Origin of the sequence: Actinospineispora spinosispora DSM 44797, from assembly GCF_000429025.1 — a bacterium.
Lineage (GTDB): Bacteria > Actinomycetota > Actinomycetes > Mycobacteriales > Pseudonocardiaceae > Pseudonocardia > Pseudonocardia spinosispora.
In genome coordinates, this window is the sequence record NZ_AUBB01000047.1 from 16834 (window position 1) to 37561 (window position 20728).

At 68.8% G+C, this 20728-nt stretch carries 16 protein-coding genes and 1 pseudogene; 8 read left to right on the forward strand and 9 right to left on the reverse strand.

What is annotated here, in order from left to right; genetic code table 11:
* Window positions 1-137: 137 nt before the first annotated feature.
* From fdhF to G406_RS0120115, 4 genes are read left to right on the forward strand one after another with little or no spacing between them, the layout of a single operon-like run.
* Window positions 138-3119, forward strand: coding sequence for a formate dehydrogenase subunit alpha (gene fdhF / locus G406_RS48300; protein WP_084216228.1), 2982 nt, complete (start codon window positions 138-140; stop codon window positions 3117-3119).
* The gene (locus G406_RS0120105) at window positions 3116-4879 is read left to right on the forward strand and encodes an NAD(P)H-dependent oxidoreductase subunit E (RefSeq protein WP_051342396.1); all 1764 of its coding nucleotides are present in this window, start codon (window positions 3116-3118) and stop codon (window positions 4877-4879) included. Before fdhF ends, G406_RS0120105 begins: the two co-directional genes overlap by 4 nt.
* Window positions 4876-6096 carry a molybdenum cofactor synthesis domain-containing protein gene (locus tag G406_RS0120110; RefSeq protein WP_028935202.1) on the forward strand — a complete coding sequence of 407 codons (1221 nt, stop codon included), beginning with the start codon at window positions 4876-4878 and terminating at the stop codon, window positions 6094-6096. Before G406_RS0120105 ends, G406_RS0120110 begins: the two co-directional genes overlap by 4 nt.
* Before the next feature lie 30 nt (window positions 6097-6126).
* Complete coding sequence (locus G406_RS0120115; RefSeq protein WP_028935203.1) at window positions 6127-8055, forward strand: molybdopterin biosynthesis protein; 1929 nt, start codon at window positions 6127-6129, stop codon at window positions 8053-8055.
* Window positions 8056-8078: 23 nt separating this feature from the next.
* Here the strand turns inward: G406_RS0120115 and G406_RS0120120 are convergent, their stop codons facing one another.
* The 5 genes from G406_RS0120120 to G406_RS48310 all read right to left on the reverse strand — a co-directional run bounded on the left by G406_RS0120120 (window position 8079) and on the right by G406_RS48310 (window position 13521).
* Window positions 8079-8924 carry an ABC transporter ATP-binding protein gene (locus G406_RS0120120; RefSeq protein WP_051342397.1) on the reverse strand — a complete coding sequence of 282 codons (846 nt, stop codon included), beginning with the start codon at window positions 8922-8924 and terminating at the stop codon, window positions 8079-8081.
* On the reverse strand, window positions 8915-10006 hold the full coding sequence (locus G406_RS0120125; RefSeq protein ID WP_084216229.1) for a FecCD family ABC transporter permease: 1092 nt from the start codon (window positions 10004-10006) through the stop codon (window positions 8915-8917). The genes G406_RS0120120 and G406_RS0120125 overlap by 10 nt, the downstream gene beginning before the upstream one ends.
* Window positions 10003-11040, reverse strand: a complete 1038-nt coding sequence (locus G406_RS0120130; RefSeq protein WP_156935008.1) for an LLM class flavin-dependent oxidoreductase — start codon at window positions 11038-11040, stop codon at window positions 10003-10005. The genes G406_RS0120125 and G406_RS0120130 overlap by 4 nt, the downstream gene beginning before the upstream one ends.
* Window positions 11037-12134, reverse strand: a complete 1098-nt coding sequence (locus tag G406_RS48305; protein ID WP_211241215.1) for an ABC transporter substrate-binding protein — start codon at window positions 12132-12134, stop codon at window positions 11037-11039. Before G406_RS48305 ends, G406_RS0120130 begins: the two co-directional genes overlap by 4 nt.
* 196 nt (window positions 12135-12330) lie before the next feature.
* On the reverse strand, window positions 12331-13521 hold the full coding sequence (locus tag G406_RS48310; protein ID WP_051342400.1) for an MFS transporter: 1191 nt from the start codon (window positions 13519-13521) through the stop codon (window positions 12331-12333).
* A 115-nt stretch (window positions 13522-13636) separates the two neighbouring features.
* Between G406_RS48310 and G406_RS0120145 the strand changes: the two genes are divergently transcribed.
* Entirely contained in the window at window positions 13637-13948 is a 312-nt protein-coding gene (locus G406_RS0120145) for a hypothetical protein (protein ID WP_156935009.1), read from the forward strand.
* Window positions 13949-14159: 211 nt separating this feature from the next.
* On the opposite strand, the gene G406_RS57050 is transcribed toward G406_RS0120145, so the two are convergent.
* From G406_RS57050 to G406_RS59775, 4 genes and pseudogenes are all read right to left on the reverse strand, one after another.
* On the reverse strand, window positions 14160-14396 hold the full coding sequence (locus G406_RS57050) for a three-helix bundle dimerization domain-containing protein (RefSeq protein ID WP_156935010.1): 237 nt from the start codon (window positions 14394-14396) through the stop codon (window positions 14160-14162).
* A 30-nt stretch (window positions 14397-14426) separates the two neighbouring features.
* Window positions 14427-14714, reverse strand: coding sequence for a PaaX family transcriptional regulator C-terminal domain-containing protein (locus G406_RS59770; protein ID WP_084216230.1), 288 nt, complete (start codon window positions 14712-14714; stop codon window positions 14427-14429).
* Complete coding sequence (locus tag G406_RS58945; RefSeq protein WP_028935209.1) at window positions 14635-14970, reverse strand: hypothetical protein; 336 nt, start codon at window positions 14968-14970, stop codon at window positions 14635-14637. The genes G406_RS59770 and G406_RS58945 overlap by 80 nt, the downstream gene beginning before the upstream one ends.
* A 122-nt stretch (window positions 14971-15092) precedes the next feature.
* Window positions 15093-15443, reverse strand: a pseudogene (locus tag G406_RS59775) (hypothetical protein); the annotation flags it as partial.
* Window positions 15444-15642: 199 nt separating this feature from the next.
* Between G406_RS59775 and G406_RS0120170 the strand changes: the two are divergent.
* From G406_RS0120170 to G406_RS0120180, 3 genes are all read left to right on the forward strand, one after another.
* Window positions 15643-15996: an STAS domain-containing protein gene (locus G406_RS0120170; RefSeq protein WP_156935011.1), complete on the forward strand. Its 354-nt coding sequence runs from the start codon at window positions 15643-15645 to the stop codon at window positions 15994-15996.
* Between the two features lie 1001 nt (window positions 15997-16997).
* On the forward strand, window positions 16998-17486 hold the full coding sequence (locus G406_RS48320; protein ID WP_084216232.1) for a transglycosylase family protein: 489 nt from the start codon (window positions 16998-17000) through the stop codon (window positions 17484-17486).
* Window positions 17483-20497 carry an arabinosyltransferase domain-containing protein gene (locus G406_RS0120180; RefSeq protein ID WP_028935211.1) on the forward strand — a complete coding sequence of 1005 codons (3015 nt, stop codon included), beginning with the start codon at window positions 17483-17485 and terminating at the stop codon, window positions 20495-20497. The genes G406_RS48320 and G406_RS0120180 overlap by 4 nt, the downstream gene beginning before the upstream one ends.
* Window positions 20498-20728 lie beyond the last annotated feature (231 nt).

A 20728-nucleotide genomic window follows, 5' to 3' on the forward strand; every position in this document is an offset into this window, starting at 1 on the left:
GTGAGATGACGGCTGGACAGGGGCAGCCCCACGCCGCCGCCGTCGCGCACGAGGATCCGCGCAACATCCCAGCCGGTCTTGCATACTGTATTCAGACAGGCTGTCTGGGTCACACAGCTCGAAGGACGGAGGCCGATATGACGGCCGTACACGAGCCGATCGCGTCCGTACGCACCGTCACCGCCGAGATCGACGGTCGCAGCGTGACGGTGCCGGAGGGCACCACGATCTATGACGCTGCCAAGCAGGCCGGCATCGACATCCCGGTGCTGTGCCATGACGAGCGCTACGACCCGGTCGGTGTGTGCCGGATGTGCGTGGTCGACACCGGCGGCCGGGTGTTCGCCGCCGCCTGCGTGCGGCCGTGCGAGGACGGCATGGAGGTCAAGACCTCGACGCCGGAGCTGGAACGCAACCGGGCCACGCTGACCGAGCTGCTGGTCTCCGACCAACTGCCCCGTGAGCAGGACCCGAAGCAGACCACCACCGGGGACAACCTGCTGCTGGAGCTGGCCGACCGGTTCGACGTCGCCCGCGAGACCACCGAGCTGCCCTGCGGCTCCGGCCGAGGCCACGACTCGTCGAACCCGGTCATCGACGTCGACCACGACTCGTGCATCCTGTGCGACCGCTGCGTGCGGGCGTGCGACGACATCCAGGGCAACGACGTGATCGGCCGCACCGGCAAGGGCTACTCGACCAGGATCGCGTTCGATCTCGACGACCCGATGGGCGCCAGTTCCTGCGTCACCTGCGGCGAGTGCGTGCAGGCCTGCCCCACCGGCGCGCTGACCAACAAGGCGATCCGCAACATCCCGATCCGCCCGCGCGAGGAGCTCGACGCGGTCGACAGCGTGTGCCCCTACTGCGGGGTTGGCTGCGCGCTCACCTACTACGTCGACCGCGAACGCGGCGCGATCGCGTTCGCCGAAGGCCGTGACCAGCCCGGCTCCCAGAGCCGGCTGTGCGTCAAGGGTCGCTACGGCTGGGACTACTCCGCGTCGCCGCAACGACTCACCGTGCCCCTCATCCGCGTCGACTCCGCCTATCCCAAGGGCCCGCTCTCGGCCGATGTCCGCGGTGACGGTCGCGGCGGCACGCACAACGACCGAGGTCGCGGCGGTGGAGGCGGCAACCGCAGCGGCGGTGGCCGAGGTGACAACCGCAAGGACGGCAGGCCGGGTAAGGACCGGGGACGCAAGCCCGGTGGGCTGGTCGACTACGACGAGGTCCTACCGCACTTCCGCGAGGCCAGCTGGGACGAGGCGCTGGACCTGATCGCTCGACGGCTCACCGAGGTGCACGCGCAGGGTGGTCCGGGTGCGATCGCCGGCTTCGGCTCGGCGAAGTGTTCCAACGAGGAGGCCTACCTGTTCCAGAAGCTCATCCGGACCGGCTTCGGCACCAACAACGTCGACCACTGCACGCGACTGTGCCACGCCTCGTCGGTCGCCGCGCTGTTCGAGGGTGTGGGTTCGGGCGCCGTCTCCACCACCTACGGCGACGTCGCCAACGCCGACGTCGTGATCATCACCGGCTCCAACCCGACCGCCAACCACCCGGTGGCCAGCTCGTTCTTCAAGCAGGCCCGCCGTCGCGGCACGAAGATCGTCTACGTGGACCCCCGAGCGTCGACGGTGTCCGAGCATGCCGACATCTTCGTGCAGCTCAAGCCGGGCACGGACGTGGCGTTCTACAACTCGATCATGCACGAGGTGATCCGGCTCGGGCTGATCGACCGCGACTTCATCGCCGACCGGACGTCGAACTACGACGAGCTAGCACGGACCGTCGCGGACTATCCGCCAGAGCGTGCCGCGCAGATCACCGGCGTCGAGGCGGACACTATCCGTGAGGTCGCCAAGCTGTGGGGCGAGGCCGGTGCCGCGGTCGTGTACTGGGGCATGGGAATCTCCCAGCACACCACGGGCACGGACAACGCCCGCTGCCTGATCGCGCTGTGCTCGATCACCGGCCAGGTCGGACGGCCGGGCACCGGTCTGCACCCGTTGCGCGGGCAGAACAACGTGCAGGGCGCATCGGACGCCGGGTTGATCCCGATGTTCTATCCCGACTACCAGGGGGTGGACCGGGACGCGACCCAACGCCTGTTCGAGCAGGCATGGGGCACCGAGCTCAACCCGAACCGGGGCCTGACCGTCACCGAGATCATCAAGTCGGTGCTGACGCCCGGCGGCGTGCGCGGCATGTACATGCTCGGGGAGAACCCGTTCCTGTCCGACCCGAACATCAACAAGGTGCGCAAGGCTCTCTCGACGTTGGATTTCCTGGTGGTCCAGGACATCTTCCTCACCGAGACCGCCGAGTTCGCCGACGTGATCCTGCCCGCCACCTCCTATCTGGAGAAGGACGGCACCTACACCAACACCGACCGCCGGGTTCAGCTCGGCCGCAAGGTGATGGACCCGCCGGGGCAGGCACGGCCCGACTGGCGGATCGTGCAGGACATCGCCCGGCGCATCGGGTTGGACTGGAACTACGGCGCGCCCCGGGAGGTGTTCGACGAGATGGTCGCGCTCATGCCGTCCTACAAGAACCTCTCCTACGACAACCTCGGGCTGTCCGGGAAGCTCTACCCGAACTCCGACCCGGAGCACTCCGACGGCACGGTCGTCATGTTCGACGAGAAGTTCAACACCGACGACGGGCTCGCGCACCTGGTGCCCGCCCAGTGGCTACCGCCCCGCGAGCTGCCCGACGCCGAGTACCCGCTGGTCCTCAACACCGGCCGGCTGCTGGAGCACTGGCACACCGGGTCCATGACCAGGCGTTCGTTCGCGCTCGACGCGATCTCCCCGGTCGCGGAGGTGTACATGCATCCCAAGGACGCCGCCGATCGTGGGCTGGCCCACGGTGAGCTGGTCCGTGCTCGGTCACGCCGAGGGGCAATCGAGCTGCAGGTGCGGATCAGTCACCGCGAGCAGCTGGGAAACTGCTTCATCCCGTTCCACTTCCGGGAGGCGGCGGCCAACCTGCTGACCATCGACGAGGTGGACCCGTTCGGCAAGATCCCGGAGTTCAAGTTCTGCGCGCTGCAGGTGGAACCGCTGGGCATGGCGTACTCGGGTACTGATTCGACGCAGGGAGCAGCCGTATGACCGAGGTGTCCGACCGCGCGGCGCAGGTGTGGTCCCGCCGGGTTCCGGGTGTCGAGGCACGGGCAGGCAAGTTCCCCGGCCCGTCGTTGATTCCGGCGCTCAACGCGATCCAGGCCCGGCTCGGCTGGCTGCCCCGCGAGGAGCTGGAGGAACTGGCCCGCGATACGCGTCGACCACGGTACGAGATCGAGGGACTGATCTCGTTCTATCCGCACTTCCGCACCGAGCCGCCGACCAAGGTAGCGCTGCACGTGTGCCACGACCTGTCGTGCTGGCTGCGGGCTGGTGACGAGCGGATCACCGAACTCCGCGAGCGGTACGGCGAGGACACCGACGTCGAGCTGGTCGAGGTGTCCTGCCTCGGTCGCTGCGACGTCGCGCCGGCGGTGGCCGTGAACGAGTACCCGGCGTCGGTGAACCGGGTCGAGGCGCTGGTGGCCTCAGCGCGCGACGCGGGGGTGGGTACGGCCGAGCCGACCGCGTCGGGGCGGGACGAGCCGTGGCCGAACGACCCGTACCCCGCCGGCTCCGGCGTGCCACAGCGCTACACCACACTCCGTGCGCTGCTGAGCGGCGAGCTGGACGCCGAGGAGATCCTCGGCACGCTGAAGGACTGCGGGCTGCGCGGGATGGGTGGTGCCGGGTTCCCCACCGGGAAGAAGTGGGAGCTCGTTCGGGCGGCGGAGCCGGACAGTGTCAAGTACGTGATCTGCAACGCCGACGAGTCCGAGCCGGGCACGTTCAAGGACCGCCAGATTCTGGCCGACGAGCCGCACCTGGTCCTGGAGGGACTGCTGCTCGGGATGGCGGTCGTCGGCGCCGAGCAGGGCTGGGTGTTCATCCGCCACGAGTACGGCCCCGAGGAGCACGTCCTGCGCGAGGAGATCGACGCGCTGCGTGCCGCCGGGGTGATCGGTGCGGACGCGTGTGGATCGGGGCGGCGGTTGGACCTGGACATCTTCGTCTCCCCCGGCGGCTACATCCTCGGCGAGGAGACCGCGCTGCTGGAGTGCATGGAGGGCCACCGGGGCGAGCCGCGCAACAAACCGCCGTTCCCCGGCAACTACGGTCTGCACGGCCGGCCGACCCTGATGAACTCGGTGGAGACCTTCGCCGACGTCCCGGTGATCGTGCAGCGCGGGGCTGACTGGTGGAAGTCGCAGGGCCTCGGCGAGTCGGTCGGCTGGAAGTTCTTCGCGGTGTCCGGGCACGTCCAGGAACCCGGTGTGTACTGCGTGCCGATGGGCACGACGGTCCGGTCGTTGATCGAGCTGGCCGGTGGCGTCCGTGACGGGGCCGAGATCGGCGCGGTACAACCCGGCGGCGCGTCGTCGAACTTCATCGGCCCCGACAAGCTCGACCTGGCGTTGGACTTCGGAACGCTCGCCGAGGGCGGGACCATGCTCGGCTCGGGCGCGGTGGTCGTCTTGGAGGAAGGCACCGACCTGCTCGCCGCGTCGACCAACGTGCTGCGGTTCTTCCGCAACGAGTCGTGCGGGAAGTGCGTGCCGTGCCGGGTCGGTTCGACCAAGGCACACGAGCTGCTGCGCGGGACGCTCGACTCGGGCACCTCGGTCCTCGACGAGGCGGGGCGCGGGCAGATACTGCGGTTGGAGGAGGCCATGCGCAAGACCTCCATCTGCGGGCTCGGGCAGGTGGCACTCGGTCCGGTGGTCTCCGTGCTGGGACTCGACAAGGGCGGACCGGCCGCCCGCGAGCATCCCAAACCGGAGGGCCAAGCCGGACAGCCCGCACGGTGAGCGGGCGGGAGTTCTTCACCGCCCGCACCGTCAGCGAGGCCCTCACCGGCTTCCGGCCCCTCCACCGCACACCGGTCGAGCGCTTGGAGCTGGCCGCCGCGCTCCACCGGGTACCTGCCGCCCCGGTGTCCGCGCCGTGCGCGCTGCCCGGTTTCGTCCGTTCGACCGTCGACGGGTTCGCCGTCCGGGCGGCCGACACCTACGGGGCCTCCGAGGGGCTTCCGTCCTACCTCGACCTGCTCGGCGCGGTACGCATGGGGGCGGCGCCGGACGTCGCGGTCCGCGCGGCCGGTTGCGTCGCGATACCCACCGGAGCGGTCCTCCCGGACGGCGCCGACGCGGTGGTGATGGTCGAGTACACCGCCGAGACCATGCCCGGCACGATCGAGGTGACGCGACCGGTCGCTCCCGGCGGTGGGCTGGTGCGAGCCGATGAGGACGTCGCCGCCGGTGCCGCGCTGGTACCGGCGGGCCGCCCGCTGCGGGCTCCGGAACTCGGTCTTCTCGCCGCGGCCGGGGTGACCACCGTCGCGGTGCACGCCCGGCCGAGGGTGGCGATCATCTCCACCGGCGACGAGGTCGTGCCGCCACACACCGCTGAGCTCACCCCCGGCCAGGTACGCGACGCCACCGCATCGGCGCTCGCCGGCCTGGTCGTCGACGCCGGCGGCGAACCGGTACCCGCCGGGATCGTCAGCGACGAGCCCGGAGCGCTCAAGGCCCGACTGTCCGACGTGCTGCCCGAGGTCGACCTTGTGGTCATCTCGGCCGGGTCCTCGGTCGGCACGCGGGACGAGACCGCCGGTGCGGTGGCCGAGGTCGGCGACATCTGGTGCCACGGTCTGGCCATCAAACCGGGCAAACCCACCCTGCTGGCGGAGTGCGGCGGAATCCCGCTGATCGGTCTGCCGGGCAACCCGCTCTCCGCGTTGGTCGTCTTCGGCCAGATCGGGATACCGCTGCTGTGGCGGACAGCCGGCTGCGAGACCCCGCCGCCCAGGCCGTCCACCCGTGCCCGGCTCTCGCGGGACCTCGCCTCGGCGGCCGGACGTCTCGACGTGGTCCAGGTGAGGGTCCGCGACGGGATCGCCGAGCCGCTGTTCGGCCCGTCGGCGCTGCTGTCGGTGCTGACCCGCGCCGACGGTTATCTGATCGTCCCGGAACCGGCGACCGGTCTGGACACCGGCACCGACGTCGAGATCACCCTCTATGCATGAGGGCCCGCGCCTCGCGGCTACCGTCGCGGCATGAGCGCTGAGAGCCCGTTCGTCTCCGACGTTCCCTCGGCCGAAGCGCTCGACGCCTGGCGCGCCGCCCGGGTCGACGCGGGATGCCCGCCGAGGGTGGACACGGTCGAGGTGCCGGTCGGTGCCGCGGTGTGGCGGGTGACGGCCGAGCCGGTGTGGGCGCGCCGGTCCTCCCCCGCGTTCGACGCCGCCGCGATGGACGGCATCGCCGTGCGTGCGGCGGACACCGTGGGCGCCGGTGAGTCGACGCCGTTGCTACTCGGCATCGAAGACTTCGAGGTCGTCGACACCGGCGACCCGCTACCGGCAGGCTACGACGCGGTCGTCATGCGCGAGCACGTGCACCGAATCGCTGATGGCCCGGCCGAGCTGCGCGCCGCGGTCCCGCCGTATCAGCATGTCCGGTCGATCGGCGAGGACATCAGTGCCGGGGAGCTGCTACTGCCGGAGGGGCACCGGCTGCGGCCGGTCGACGTCGCTGCCTGCGCCGCGGCCGGAGCTGTCGAGCTCCGCGTGCGCCGCGCCCCGGTCGTGGTGATCGTGCCGACGGGTGACGAGATCCGTCCGATCGGCTCCGAGCTGGCCCCCGGAGAGATCCTGGACACCAACTCGCTGATGCTCGCCGCGCAGGCGCGCGAAGTGGGCTGCGAGGCCCGGGTCACCGACATCGTCTCCGACGACCCGGATGCCATCACCGCCGCGCTGCGCGCCGCCGCGGCTGAGGCCGACCTGGTCATCCTCATCGCCGGCTCCAGCGCCGGCCGCGACGACTACACCGCCCGCGTCGTCGCCGAAGCCGGCACGCTCGCGGTGCACGGTGTCGCGGTCCGCCCCGGTCACCCCGTCGTCCTCGGCACCGTCGCCGGCGACCCCGCCACCCCGGTACTCGGAGCGCCCGGCTACCCGGTCTCCGCGGCGCTCACCTTCGACATCTTCGCCGCGCCGATGCTCGCCGAGCTCGAAGGCGCCGCGCCCCGCGAACGGCCCTCGACGACCGCGCGGCTGGCACGCAAACTTCCCTCGGCGATCGGGATGGACGACTGGGTACGGGTGCGGCTGGGGCGTGTCGGCGGCGACGTGGTCGCCACGCCCCTGCCGCGCGGCGCCGGTGTGCTCACCTCGCTGGTGCGCGCTGACGGTCTGTTGATGGTGCCCGCAGGTCTGGAGGGCCACCACGCCGGCGAACAGGTCCGGGTGGAGCTGCTGCGCGGGCTCGCCGAGATCGGACGCACGATCGTCGCCATCGGCTCGCACGACCTCGTCCTCGACCTCGCCGCCTCACAGCTGCGAGCGGACGATCCGCTGATCACCCTCGCCTCCTCCAACGTCGGATCACTCGGCGGGCTGGTGGCACTGCGCGACGGGCTGTGCCACATCGCCGGGTCGCACCTGCTGGACCCGGCCACCGGCGAGTACACGCTGTCCTACGTCGACCGGCTGCTCGGGACCGGCGGCGAGGTTGCCGTCGTCCGGCTGGTGCACCGCGACCAGGGGCTCATCGTCGCCCCGGGAAACCCCCTCGGGCTCACCGGTGTCGACGATCTGACCCGGCCCGGACTGCACTACGTCAACCGGCAACGCGGAGCCGGCACCCGCGCCCTGCTCGACCATGAGCTGACCCGCCGCGGCCTCGACCCTGACCAGGTGTCGGGCTACTCCAGGGAAGAACACACCCACCTCGCCGTCGCCGCGGCGGTGGCCGCCGGGCGAGCGGATGCCGGAATGGGCATCCTGGCCGCCGCACGGGCGTTCGGCCTGGACTTCGTCCCCGTCGCCCAGGAGCCGTACGACCTGGTGCTGCGCGCGGAGTCACTGTCCGACCCGCTGCTCACCCCGCTGTGGGAGCTGTTGGACCGCGCTGACTTCCGTGCCGACGTCGAGGCGCTCGGCGGGTACTCCTGCGCCGAGACGGGACGCCGGATCCGCTGACCGCCCCGCACTCGCGTCTGGGGTCACCGAGGGGACGGGCGCGACGGGATGGGGATGCAGGTACGCACCGGGAGACCGTTCTCTCCTGGCAGGTTCACCTGCGCGACGTGGATTCCGACACCGTAGAGGTCACTGAGGCTGTCGCTGGTCACGACGTCCTCGGGGCGGCCGTCAGCGACCAGCCGACCACCGCGCATGAGCACCGCCCGAGAGGCGTGGGTGAGGGCGTGCGCGGGCTGGTGGGTCGTCATCAGGACGCAGTGCCCCGCACGCGCAAGTTCGGTGATCACGCCCAGGATGCGAACCTCGTTGCCGTAGTCGAGTGCCGCGGTGGGCTCGTCAAGGACGAGGACCGGCGCCTGTTGGACCAGGGCCCTGGCGAGCAGGGTGAGTTGCCGTTCGCCGCCGGAGAGCAGTGAGAACGGGCGTTGTGCCAGGTGGGCGATGCCGAGTCTGTCCAGCTGCGCGGTCGCTGTCCGCCGGTCGGCCGCCGTCGGGGCGGCCGTCGCGGCGAGGTACGGGGTGCGGCCCATCACGGCGATGTCCAGTGCGGTGAACGGGAACGGCGTCGTCGTGATCTGCGGGACGTAGGCGACGCGGCGGGCGAGCTGACGTGCGGACAGTTCGGCGATGTCGGTTCCGAGGACCTGGATCTGTCCTCGGTGCGGGGTGAGCAGCCCCAGCAGGCAGCGCAGCAAGGTGGTCTTGCCCGCGCCGTTGGGTCCGAGCAGGACACAGACCTCGTGCTCGTGGATTGACACGGACACCTCGGCGACGCGGTGCCCACCGCGCGGGTAGGCGAAGCTCAGCCCGTCGATGCTGATCGCCGTCCCGCCGCGAGACGCCTCCTCGGGCCCGGTCAGAGCCATTGGCGCCCGGCCTTGACCAACAGCGAGACGAAGAAGGGTGCACCGATGAGCGCGGTCAGGATGCCGAGCGGCAGATCGAGCGATGTCACGCTCCGCGCGACATCGTCGACGGCCAGGACGTAGCCCGCGCCGATGAGGGTGGCCACCGGCAGCAGCCGGGTGAACGAGGGGCCCACCACGAACCGCGCGAGGTGCGGCACGACGAGCCCGACCCATCCGATGATGCCGGCCACGCTGACCACGGTGGCCGTCATCAGAGTGGAGGCGCCGATCACCACTCCCCAGACCAGGGTGCGGTTCACCCCGAGCGTCCGCGCTTCGTCCTCCCCCGTCGCCAGCACGGTGAGCGGCCAACGCACCGCATACAGGGCGACCAGACAGATCACGACGATGCCCGCGGGGATCAGCAGACCACCCGTCGACGCCCTCGCCAGGCTGCCGAACAGCCAGAAGGTGATCTCCGGGAGCGTGGTCTCCGGGTTGGCGAAGTACTGCGTTCCCGAGATCAGCGCGGAGAACATCGCCCCCACCACGATGCCGCCCAGGACCAGCACGATCGGCGACACGCTGCCCACGAGCCGCCCGATCGCCAGCGCGATGACCGCCGCCGACAGCCCGAACACGAACGACAGGATCTGCAGCACGCCTTGGGACAACCCGAGCAGGATGCCCAGCGAGGCCCCGAACCCGGCGCCCGCGGCCACGCCGAGGATCTCCGGTGAGACGAGCGGGTTGCGAAGCATCGTCTGGTATGCCGCGCCGGAGGACGACAGTGCCGCCCCGACCAGCAACGCGGCCAGGATCCGCGGCAACCGAATCCGCAGGACCACCGTCTGGTCGGTCGCCGCTGTGGTGACGTCGACGAACCGGCCAGCCAGCACCCGGACCACGGTGACCGGGTCCACCGGATAGCGCCCGAAACCGAAGGACAGCACGGTGAGCGCGAGCAGTCCGACGACGAGGAGGACACCCGGCAGCAGCCCGGAGAGGTGGTCGCGGGCTCGACGGCGCGTGGACCCGGAGGTCGGGTCGGCGGGTTGCTGCTCGACCGACCGCTCAACGCCCGGCTTGTTCCCCCTCATCGCGGCGGCGTGGGCTCGACCGGCCCGTTCAGGCGGGGAATCACCTCACTCGCGAACAGTGCCACCGTCGTCCGCTGCAGCTCGAGCGGACAGAGCCCGGTCAGTGAGGGCCGCAGGTTCACGTATCGGACGCCCTGGTCGTCGCGCAACGCGGCGACCCGAGCGGCAACGCTATCGGGGCCGCCGATGATGGCGGACTCCTGGTAGAACCGTTCGGGGTCGAGATCGTCGTCGCTGGTCACTCCCAGGTGTCGATCGATCGTTCCCAGCCGGCGCTGCCGCGCGACCAGCACCTTGATGAGGGGTAGAGCCTGCCGACGGGCCAGAGCATCGGAGTCCGCCACGAAGCAGAAGCGCTCCACCGGCACCTCGGTCACGCTGCCACCGTGCGCCGCGAACAGGTCCAGCCGCCGCCGTAGCGAGGTCGGGGACTCCACTCCGGGGGTGATCAGGCTGTAGTTCCGTTCGGCGGCCCAGACGACGGCTTCGTCGTTGCGAGCAGCCACGTAGATGGGCGGATGTGGCCGCTGCGACGGTGGCGGCTCGACCCTGTGCGGCACGCCGTCGACCTCGATCGGTCGCCCCGCCCAGTGACCGATCATGGCATCGAGCTGGTCCGGAAGGGACACCTCGGCGGTCTCACCGCGCCCGAACGCCGTGGCGTCACGATCACCCGGCCATCCGATACCGACGTCGACCCGTCCGCCGGAGAGCTCGTCGAGCGTCGCAATCTCCTCAGCCAGGCGGACACTGTGGTGCAGCGTGAGCAACAGCGACGACAACCCGATCCGAATTCGGGTGGTCCGAGCGGCCGCGGCGGCAGCGAGCACTAGGGGCGCCGACGGACTCCGACGCACCGGGGCGTCGGCGCTGCTGAAGTGTTCCTCCCCGAACCACAGGCAGTCGAATCCGAGCTCATCGGCGACCTCGGCCTGCCGCAGCTTCGAGTCCGGGCTCCTCGCGTCGAGTACCCCGCGTCCACCGGGCAGCCCGAACCGCATGCGCTCGATCATCGCTCGAGGTGATTCGGTCACCGACCGACCTGGAAAATCTGGTCCAGCTCCGAATCGCTCGGGTCGTACGCGAAGAACCTCTGGTAGAAGGCCCTCGCTTCGGCTCGGATGTCCAGATCGGTGAACAGCTCGGGGTGGAGGGTCTTCGCCGCCCACTGAACCTGCAAGGCCTCCTCAGGGCCGAAGCGGTCCCACGGGTACAGACCCTGCGGGTTCAGATACACACGATGGTTCTGTACAGCCCGCAGATTCTGCCAGCCCGGGGTGTTCGCCAGCGCGGTCACGACGGACTGGCCGGAGTTCGCCGCGATGCCCTGGTCGCCGCCGGGTGTCTCGACGATGAGCACGTCGGGATTCCAGGTCAGCAACTGTTCCATCGTGACGGTCACATGCGTGCCGCTGGCGCCGCTCAATGGGCTCGCCGCGTCCGTGCCGCCGGCAAGCTTGATCCACTCATCGATCAGCGACGTACCTCCGTCGACCACGAGCGGCGGATAACTCGCGATGTGCACCACGCTGGGCCGCCGCGCCGAGGGAAGCGACGCCAACCGTGACCGAACCAGTTGGACCTTCGCGTTGACGTACTCGGTGAAGGACTGCGCGCGACCTACGGCGTCGCCGCCGTACACCTGTCCCGCCAGGACCATGGACTGCGTCAACTGTTGGAAGGTGTTGAAGTTCATGTCGACGGCCGGGAGCCCGACCTCCTGGAACGGCTTCAGGGTGGCGCCGCCATCGACGGCGGATACCACGTCCGGTTTGAGCTGGAGAAGATCCTCCATGTTGACCGCGCCACCATTGTGGAACAGCTCAGGAATCGACTTCACCCTCGGAAAGACCTTGCTGAGAAACGGAAGCGTTTTCACATTCTGCGGAATCGCCACTACCTTGTCGCCGACACCGAGCATGATGTCAGTCGTGGTATGCGCGGGAAACTGCTCGGCGATGCGACCGACCTGGTTGGGCACCTGAACCGTCACACCGGACATCGAGGTCACGACATGCTCCGACCGTGCGGCGGGCGCTGACGTACCGCAGGCCGCGAGCGATGTGGTGGCGCCGAGAGACGCCAGGGCCAGCGCTACTCGCATCGCGATGAAATAGCCAGCTGGCATCGCAGCACGCTCCCTCCGAGTCGCCCGATGACCAATCGGAGGCTTCGACGACTACACCCGCATTCGGATGGCAATCCGTCGCGCAATCAGCAGAAGAGCACATTCCACATGTGCTTGAACACTGTCAACGTAAATCTCGCGTGTGCGGACTGTCAAGCCTCGGGTAGCCGTTTTTGCGGTGCAGTACGCAGCCGTCTCACCTGATCGGCCTCAGAGGCCGGCACGCCCAGCCCAACGCCACGAGCGCAACCACCATCCACGCGGCGAGATAGCAGAAAGCGACCGTCGGCGTCGCCACGGTGTAGAGCAGACCCGCGACCGCGACCGCGGCGACGTTACCCACAGCCTGGACAGTGGCCAGGAGCCCGAACGCCGAGCCGCGTACCTCGACGGGAGCGAAGGCCGCGACCGCGGCGTGCTCAGCGGTCTCCGCGCAGCCGATCCCGATCCCAGCCAGCGCGAACGCGGCACCCAGTACGACGACAGTGGGTCCGGACACCCCGAAAAGGAAGTACGCGAGCACAAACGCCGCCACACCCGCAGCAGTGACCAGCAGCGGTCCTCGCCGACCCAGATTGTCCGACAGCCCTCCCGCGAGGAACGAGGTGACGGTGGCGGCGACGTTGTAGATCACATACAGAGCGATGGCGATCTGAGTGGCGGCGTGCGAGCCGTGGCCGGGGGTGAGCACCTCAGTGGCGCGCAGGATGAGCAACGTCGCCGCGACGTTGCCGAGCTCGAACGCGGTGAACCCGGCCATCAGGCGACCCAGCTGCCCCCGTAGGACCGGACGCACCTGAAACCGAAGCTTTCGCCGCTCGGTGACCTTCGGCAACTGTGCTTGTCTGATGGCGTAGACGATGGCCAACGCGGCGAGCGGCCCAGGTATGACCGACAGCAGGATCACGGTCCGAATACTGAGCAAAGACACCAACCCGAGCGCAAGCAGCGGTCCGACTATGGCGCCGAGGTTGTCCATCGTGCGCTCGAACCCGTAGGCCCGCCCATAGGCACCAGCGGGAACGACGTCGGCAAGCAACGCGTTACGTGCGGGCACCCGCAAGCCACGGGCGGCCCACGCCCCACCACGCAGGACACCAGCCTGTACCACTGAGCCAGTCACACCGATCAGCGCGGACAGGATCGCCGTCGCCGAGTACCCGCCGACCGCCAGGGTGCGGCGGCGACCGGGGTCGTCGGAGAGGGCGCCGCCGACGAAACGACCGGCTCCGGCGAGCCCGTCGGAGATGCCTTCGATCAAGCCGAGCGCAGCAGCCGGGGCACCAAGTGTGCTGGTGACGAAGCTCGCCAGTAAGGACGTAGGAATTTCATGACCGACGTCGGCCAGAAAGCTGGCGGAGCCGATACCACCGACACCGGGGGTCAGCCAGGGCCGCCGTAATCACAGACTGCACATTACCGAGCCAAACACGTATGATGATCTTTGTACCGGTCTGCGGTAGCACTGTCCGGCACAGGCCGAAGTCGTAAGGTCATTCGCTGTGGCCCGCTACCTCGATTTCGGAATGGACATCGCCCGACGTGTGCGATCCGCCGAGCTTCCGGCTGGTGTCGAGCTACCCGCGATCCGCCACAACGCCGACCGATACGCCACAACCTCCTCCACGATCGGGCGCGCCTCTGGGACGAGACGTGCCCGGCTGGACCGATTCGAACCGCCCTACCCCAACGACAAAGTCCTGATCTGGGAATACACATCCACCGGACCGGCCGGGGAGCAACTCGACGTCGTCGAATCCCTCGACATCGTCAACAGATTGATCGCCAAGCATCGCGTCTACTGGCGCCGGTGAGGATTCCAACTCCTGGAAATGGCTGACCCGCGACCAGGACAGCTGGCGAACCCAGCACATCGGCCAAGACCATTAATGACCGAGCACCGCGGCGAGCTTGAGTCTCAATGTCGTCCTTCCGCCCACCACCCAGTTCGGTGCGGGATGGATCCTGGAGCAATCGAGTCGGATCAAATCCAGCGATCCGATCAGCATCGCTGGATCCATTCGACTAGCCGTCGAACTTCGCGCGGGCCGCTCGCTCGATGATGATCGGCAAGAAGCTCCGCACCCGGGCGATCGAGTAGCGATCTCGCAATTCAGCGACCGCGCCACGCACCACCTCTTCTGTGAGGTCCGCGTGATTCGCGTATCGGGCGACGAGTCGATCTTCAACCTCGCGCAGCTGTTGATCTACCTGCCGCGTTTCAAGAGTCTCAGGATTCGGCGCATCGAGCTGGGTGCTCACTGATTCCTCCTCGTGGCGTGCGGATCAGAATCAAGTGAGTAGCCTAAACATGAATGGCAGGGTCCCGATGGAGATCGTCGGTGCGGTGAGTTCTGCTACTTCTAGCCAACGTTTGTACGCGGAGGGCAGCCACCTGGCCCTCAGAATCACAAACGTGTCTGCCGCCCGGCGGCCGATCCAGACCGAGAGTACGTCCCTGGGCAGCTGCGGGTCCATAGCTGGGAACCTGCGCCACTCATCAACTAATGCAAGGTAGCTGAGCAACAGATCGTCGCCCTGTGCTGGCCATGACCTGGTAGGTGTCGAGCAGCTTCGCATAGCGCTCGGCGACCTCGTCGAGCCGCCAGCCCCTGGCAATGATCTGGGGCACGGCCAGACCTGCACTGGCCAGTCGGCCGATAGCCACGATCGTCGAGCCAGTCAAATCCAAGTCCTCGATGATCCCTCTGGTCTCGTCGAACCGATCAACGTGCGGGCTGGTCCACGGGCCCGGCGTGGGATTGCCGAATCCGGCCCACCCCGATGCGCTGTACAGCCGCCTACGGACCGCCTTCTTCTCCTGAGGAACAACCACATTGAGAAAGATCCCGTTACCGTTCCGATGCTCCGCGACGTATTGAGCGACACCACACGCCGGGTGATGTCCTCGATCATGTCGGTCGCCACGGGCATTACCGACCGACGAACCGCCCGCCCGATCCGTTCACCGGTAATCCATCCCCGGCCAGCAGCCCGGGCGAGCGTCTGACGCGCGGTCTGCTCGACTACACCGAGACCGCCAAGAACATGGATCAAGGACGCGGTCCAAACCGGCTGACCCGCCGGGACGGCCAACTCCCCGAGAACCGTCAACAGCAGCGACCGCGCGCTGCGCTCCGTCGGGACTCCACCCACCCGCCGCGTGGCCTGCGAATTCGTCGACTCATCGCGCGCCACCTGACACCATGGTTCATTGTGGCTGTCGGTGAACCGGCAACCTACCCGCCCCTGGAAAGGACTACGAGGTCGATCCGCCCGTGTGCGGTCCGGGGGTGATGATCCGCGCATGCGTCCGGTCTCTTAATTTACGTGCCGTTTCCCTCCTCCAGCAGCGTCACTTCGGACCCAGCGGCCCGTTGAGTGAACAGCTAGCAAACAGCACCCACCACCGTCGTCAGCGCTGTCCCCTCGAACGCGGCCCCTGGCGACGCGGCAAGGAGACTGGCGGAGAGGTCGTGGCCCGGTGATTGGCGTGACAGAGCGCAGGATGCGGACGTGGCTGGAAGTCGACGAAGACCATGAATCATGCGTGACCGTCACCGTGCAAGGTGGGTGCGCGTTCAACCGGGCAGATGACCTGTGGGATGCCGCGGAGAATGCCCTCCAGATAGCGGTAGGACGAGTGGTGATCCTTGACCTGTGGGCTGTCACCACATTCGATATCGGCTGCATCCAATCCCTCCACCAGATCATGGCGGATACATCCCGCAGGCACCTAGACCTGTACCTCGTTCTACGTCCGGGCAGCGCCCTGGCGCAGTACGCAACGTGGAGCGGGGCGACCACACCGTTCCCTGTCTTCCCGACACACTCAGCGGCCCTGCTGGCAACCGCGTTCTGAGGTCGCCCCGCGTCACGGAATCCCACACGCGGCCACAGGTTTCGGGCCCCAAGCCGTAACCGCAGTGAGCACGCTGGCCTCGAAATAGCTCCAAGCTCGGTGACCACGTCGAGTGAAGCCGACATAGGACTGTAGTAACTAGTTGTTGCCCCACGCTGTATCGCTGGACGCCCTGCGGCTCGCCGGTATTGCCGCAGGCAACGGCACATGGCTTTGGCGGTTGATTTGGCCCCGGTTTGGGCGGCTCGACTTGGCCCCACCTGAAGGCTCCATGAAACAACTCAGTTGATGACAACATTATGTAGATCATGCGATCCCGCGCGCCGGTTGCGTGGTCGTGTCCGGAGTGTGGGACGAATGCCGGCAGCGTGGCCTCCACCTGGAAACCCCGTCCGGAGTCGGACTGGCCTCGAGCGAGCCGCTGATCAACTCTGTGCGCTGGAACAGCCCGATCCCGGAGCCGCGGTCGGTCACGCGAACGTCTCACCGGTCTTCGGGAGGGTTGTTGCGCATAGTCAGTCGCACCCGGTCGGCGCCGAAGCGCAGAGTGACCAGGACGGCGGCGCCGGGGCGCCCTTCCGCACGTTTGTCAGCGACTCACTGCAGGATGCGCTAGAAGGTGCGCACGACCACCGGCGAGGCCAGGTTGGGCCGGCCGTGAAGTTCCAGCCGCACCCGACTCCGACCGGCTCCAACTCGTCCAGCAACTCCTGGAAATGCGGTATCGCGGCCTGACTCCGGGCCCTAGCCACCACCCCAGCTCCGCGCGAGCACCCTCGGCGAGACTCCGACCGGTCGGGCGAGGTCTGGTGATCCAAATCGATGTCCTAATCCCGCGCACAGGCCCTGAGCTGCGCCGATTGGGAAATTTGGGAAATCAGTCCGCTGGGTGGCCACAGATCTCAGACCTGTGGTTCCGCGGTTGAGCGGGGTAGTCCACGCTCCGTCCACTTGGTATATCTGGGCGGGCCGCTCATCCCACGGCGACGGGGGTGGTCCTTATGGCAGATACCGATCTGACGATTCACCCCTCCCAGCGGGCGGTGGTGTTGGGGGAAAGCATGCGCGGAACCGGCCTCGAGCGTGTGTGGAGCTTCCTCGTCCGGACCGCCGTTCCGCTGACCTTGACCCTTCTCGCGGTCGGCGCCGCACCGGTGGTCGCCGCGATCCCGCTCCATCCCAACGGCGGCACCTGGAGCGTGGTCGCCCGGTGCGAGAGCGGCGGCAACTGGAACATCGGAACCGGTATCGCCTACGAAGCCGGGCCCCGGTTCTCCCCCGTGGCCGAACCAGCTCGAGCCGCCTCGCCCGATCGGGCGCCCGACGGCGCGACAGCCCCGCGCACCGGGCTGGTGCATGCGCAGGTGCTGGTCGCCGAGCAGGTGTTGAGAAGCCAGGGCATCGGGGCCTGGCCCCGCTGCTCCTCGGCGGTGCCCTGGGATGGTGTCCGCGCTGACCGGGCCGGGCTCGCGGGCCCGCCGATGCGATGATCCCGGCCGGCGGCGAGGTCGCGATCAGTGTTCCGGCGTCGTCGACCGCGACCACCAGGCGGGCGTGGTGGACAGCATCGACGACGCTGGCGTTGCTCTCCGGCCTGGTCACCATCGTGGGCTCGCTGCTGCTGCCGTTCGCTCCGGTCGAGGTCGACGAGCCGACCGTCAGCTGGCCCCTGGTGGCGACCGCCCCGACCTCCACACTGCTGCCGCTGGAGGCCGGGAGTCCGCTGGGACTGGAGGTCGGGTTCAGCTGCCGGGCGGTGGTCGAGGCGTCCGCCTCCGAGGGCGACCGTGTGCTGCTCGCCACCACCGACCCGGACCGGCCGGATCGCGCCGAGGGCCTGCGGTTGGTCGCCGGTCCGGGCACGCTGACCGCCTTCGTCGGTACCAGGCAGGTTCTGCGGGACACCGTCCCGCCGGGCCCGTGCCAATACCGCATCACAACCTCGGACGATGGGCTGACCTATACCCGGGATGGACTGCGCCTGGGCACCTCACCGCTCCCGGTGGTCGACGCGCTGATCACCGGCATCACCGCACTGCCGGGCCCGGACCTCACGGTCACGGTCCGCGTCGACGACCGGTTCGCTACCTCGCCGGCACCCGTGAAGATCGCTCTGCTGGCTCTGCTGGCTGTCAGTGCGAGCGTCACCGTCGGTTACCTGCTCACCGTCCGGAAACGACCGGATGGGCACGGGCGACGTAGAAGGCTCATGCGGTTCCGGCCGGCGTCAACCGACGCCGCCGTGGTTGGCGTCCTGGTGGTGTGGCTGTTCCTGGCCCCCATGACGCACGACGACGGCTGGATGTACGCCATGGCGATCAACCAGCGCTATGCCGGCTACTTCGGCAACTACTACATGTACTTCAACAACTCCTACGTACCATTCACCTGGCTGCTGTGGATCTATTCGTGGTGGTCCAGGCTCGGTATCTCACCCGTGCTCATGCGGATTCCGTCGCTGGCGTTCGCGCTGGTCACCTGGGCGGCGGTGCGGGGGACTCTCGGCGACCTCGCCCGTGGCCGGCGGCTGCTCGTCCCCGCGTTGCTGTTCCTGGCCTGGTGGTTGCCGTTCGGTCTCGGCACTCGCCAGGAGGCCTCGGTCGCCGCCTGCCTCACAGTGACCGGGTACGCCATGACCGCCGCGCACCGGCGCCAGCAACCCGCCTACCTCGGTCTGGCGGTAGCCGCCGCCTCGCTGGGGCTGATCGACCACCCCGCCGGCGCGATCGGGGTGTTGCCGCTGCTGCTCGGCGGCCCCGCCGCCGCGCGTCTGGTCCGACGCACCTCACGCACCGCGGTGGAGGCCGTGGCCACCACCGTATGCGTGCTCTGCTGCGCGACCGTGGCCGGCTTCGCGGGCTTCGCCGACGGCTCGCTCAAAGACTTCGTCCGAGGCGGCTCATCCTTCGGTGGCACGTCGGCAGGGTCGACAGCCGGACCGTTGGTCGACGAGATCGACCGCTACCGGCTGCTGCTAGGCGACGGCTCGATCGGCAACTACGCGATCCGGACCCCGGTGCTGCTGCTCCTACTCGTGCTGCCGTTCTTCGTGATGCTCTGTGCGCATGCCCGTAGGCGGCAGCGACCACCGCCGAGGGTCTTGTGGCTCACCGGATGGACGTGTCTGCTCGGTCTCGGTGTGCTGGTGCTCACCCCGAGCAAGTGGACCTGGCACTTCGGTGCATTCGCCGGGATCGCCACGGTCTTCCTCAGCGCGTGGGCGTTGGCCCTGCCCCGGCTGGCGGTCATGCTGCTGGGCGACCGGCCGAGCCTGGCGCGGGGGGCCGGCGCGCTGTCGCTGGCGGCGACGGTCGGCTGGGTGTGGCTGTCCGGGCGGGGACGAAACTGGTGGGCGGACAACGTGATGCCGGGCGTGCCGAGGGCCGGCGAACCGCTGCTGGCCGGAACATTCTCGGTGATCGCGGCCGTGGCCGTCGCGGTGGTGATCGCCGTCGGGCTGTGGACCTGGCGAGCCCGGCGCTCACTCGCGCCGGTGCTGACCTCGGGGGTGTTGATCGGGTGCTTCCTTACAGCGGAGCTGGCCTTCCTGGTCACCGGTTTCGGGGTCGCGGTGGTCCGCACGTGGGACAACTGGTCGCCGTGGGCGGACGCGGTGCAGGACCCGCTCGGGCACCGCTGCGGGGAGGCTCGGGTGTTGTGGGTAGCCGACCCGGACACCGCTGTCGGGGTCACCGTGTGGTCCGGCGAGCCGGCCGTCGACGGCTTCGCCCGCAATCGCTGGTGGCCGGACAGCCCGCCGGAGCCGGGCCCGGCAACCGAGCAGGTGTGGGGCAGCCTCCCAGTCACGGTCGGCGCGCCGCACCGGCTGCGCACGCCTTGGCTGCGCCTGCCAGCCGGTCTGTCCGTAAGGAACCAGCTGATGACCACGGTCAGCGGCCTGACCGGCGCGGGCAACGAGCTGACCGCCGAGTTCGCCGCACCCTCGACCGGGAGCGTAGGAGGGCTCCGGGTGGTCGGAGACAGTCGACTCGACGACCACGAGGACGACACCTCCTGGCGGGACGCCTCGATCACCAGTGGTTCCGACCTGCCCGTCGGAGCCGTGGCATTCCGGTTGACCGCGACGGTGACGCGAGGCTGGCTCGCCTTCGCGATGCCCACCGTGCGCAGGTTGTTACCGGTCGCCGACGCCTTGCCGAGCGACGGGCGCACCTTGGTCGACTGGCAGTTGGCCTGGCTGTACCCGTGCCAGGGGCAGCCGCCGATCGCGCACGGGATCGTCGCCCCGGTGTCGTACACGGTCGCGTTCGGCTTCGGCCCGGCCGACAGCCGGTTCAGCGTCACCAACGGCGGCACCTGGACAGCCGAGATCGGCGGGCTGCTCGGGTCGCAGGTCCGCACCTCGACGCGCACCCGGATGTACACCGTCTACAGCCCCGACCCCGGCTACCCCATGCGAACGGTCTACCGGCTGACCAGGCACTACGCCGACCACGCCTACCGCCTCCGGATGACCACCCGCACCACCGTCGGCTGGTGAAGGGCGCCGCCACGGCGGGCACGCTCGGGCCCCTGGAACGACTATGTGATAGGCGACCGGCCGCTGCTCGTTTGTTCCCAGCAAACGTGCTGCACCGAGGCGACACAACGTGATGGACGAGTCCATACCCACAATTCTCGATCTGTCGCGTCTCTGGACAGCTCGTCAACGGCTCCATTCTTCGGGCGAGCGTGGCTCCACCTTTGACCGCCACTCGACGAGGCCCGCCCA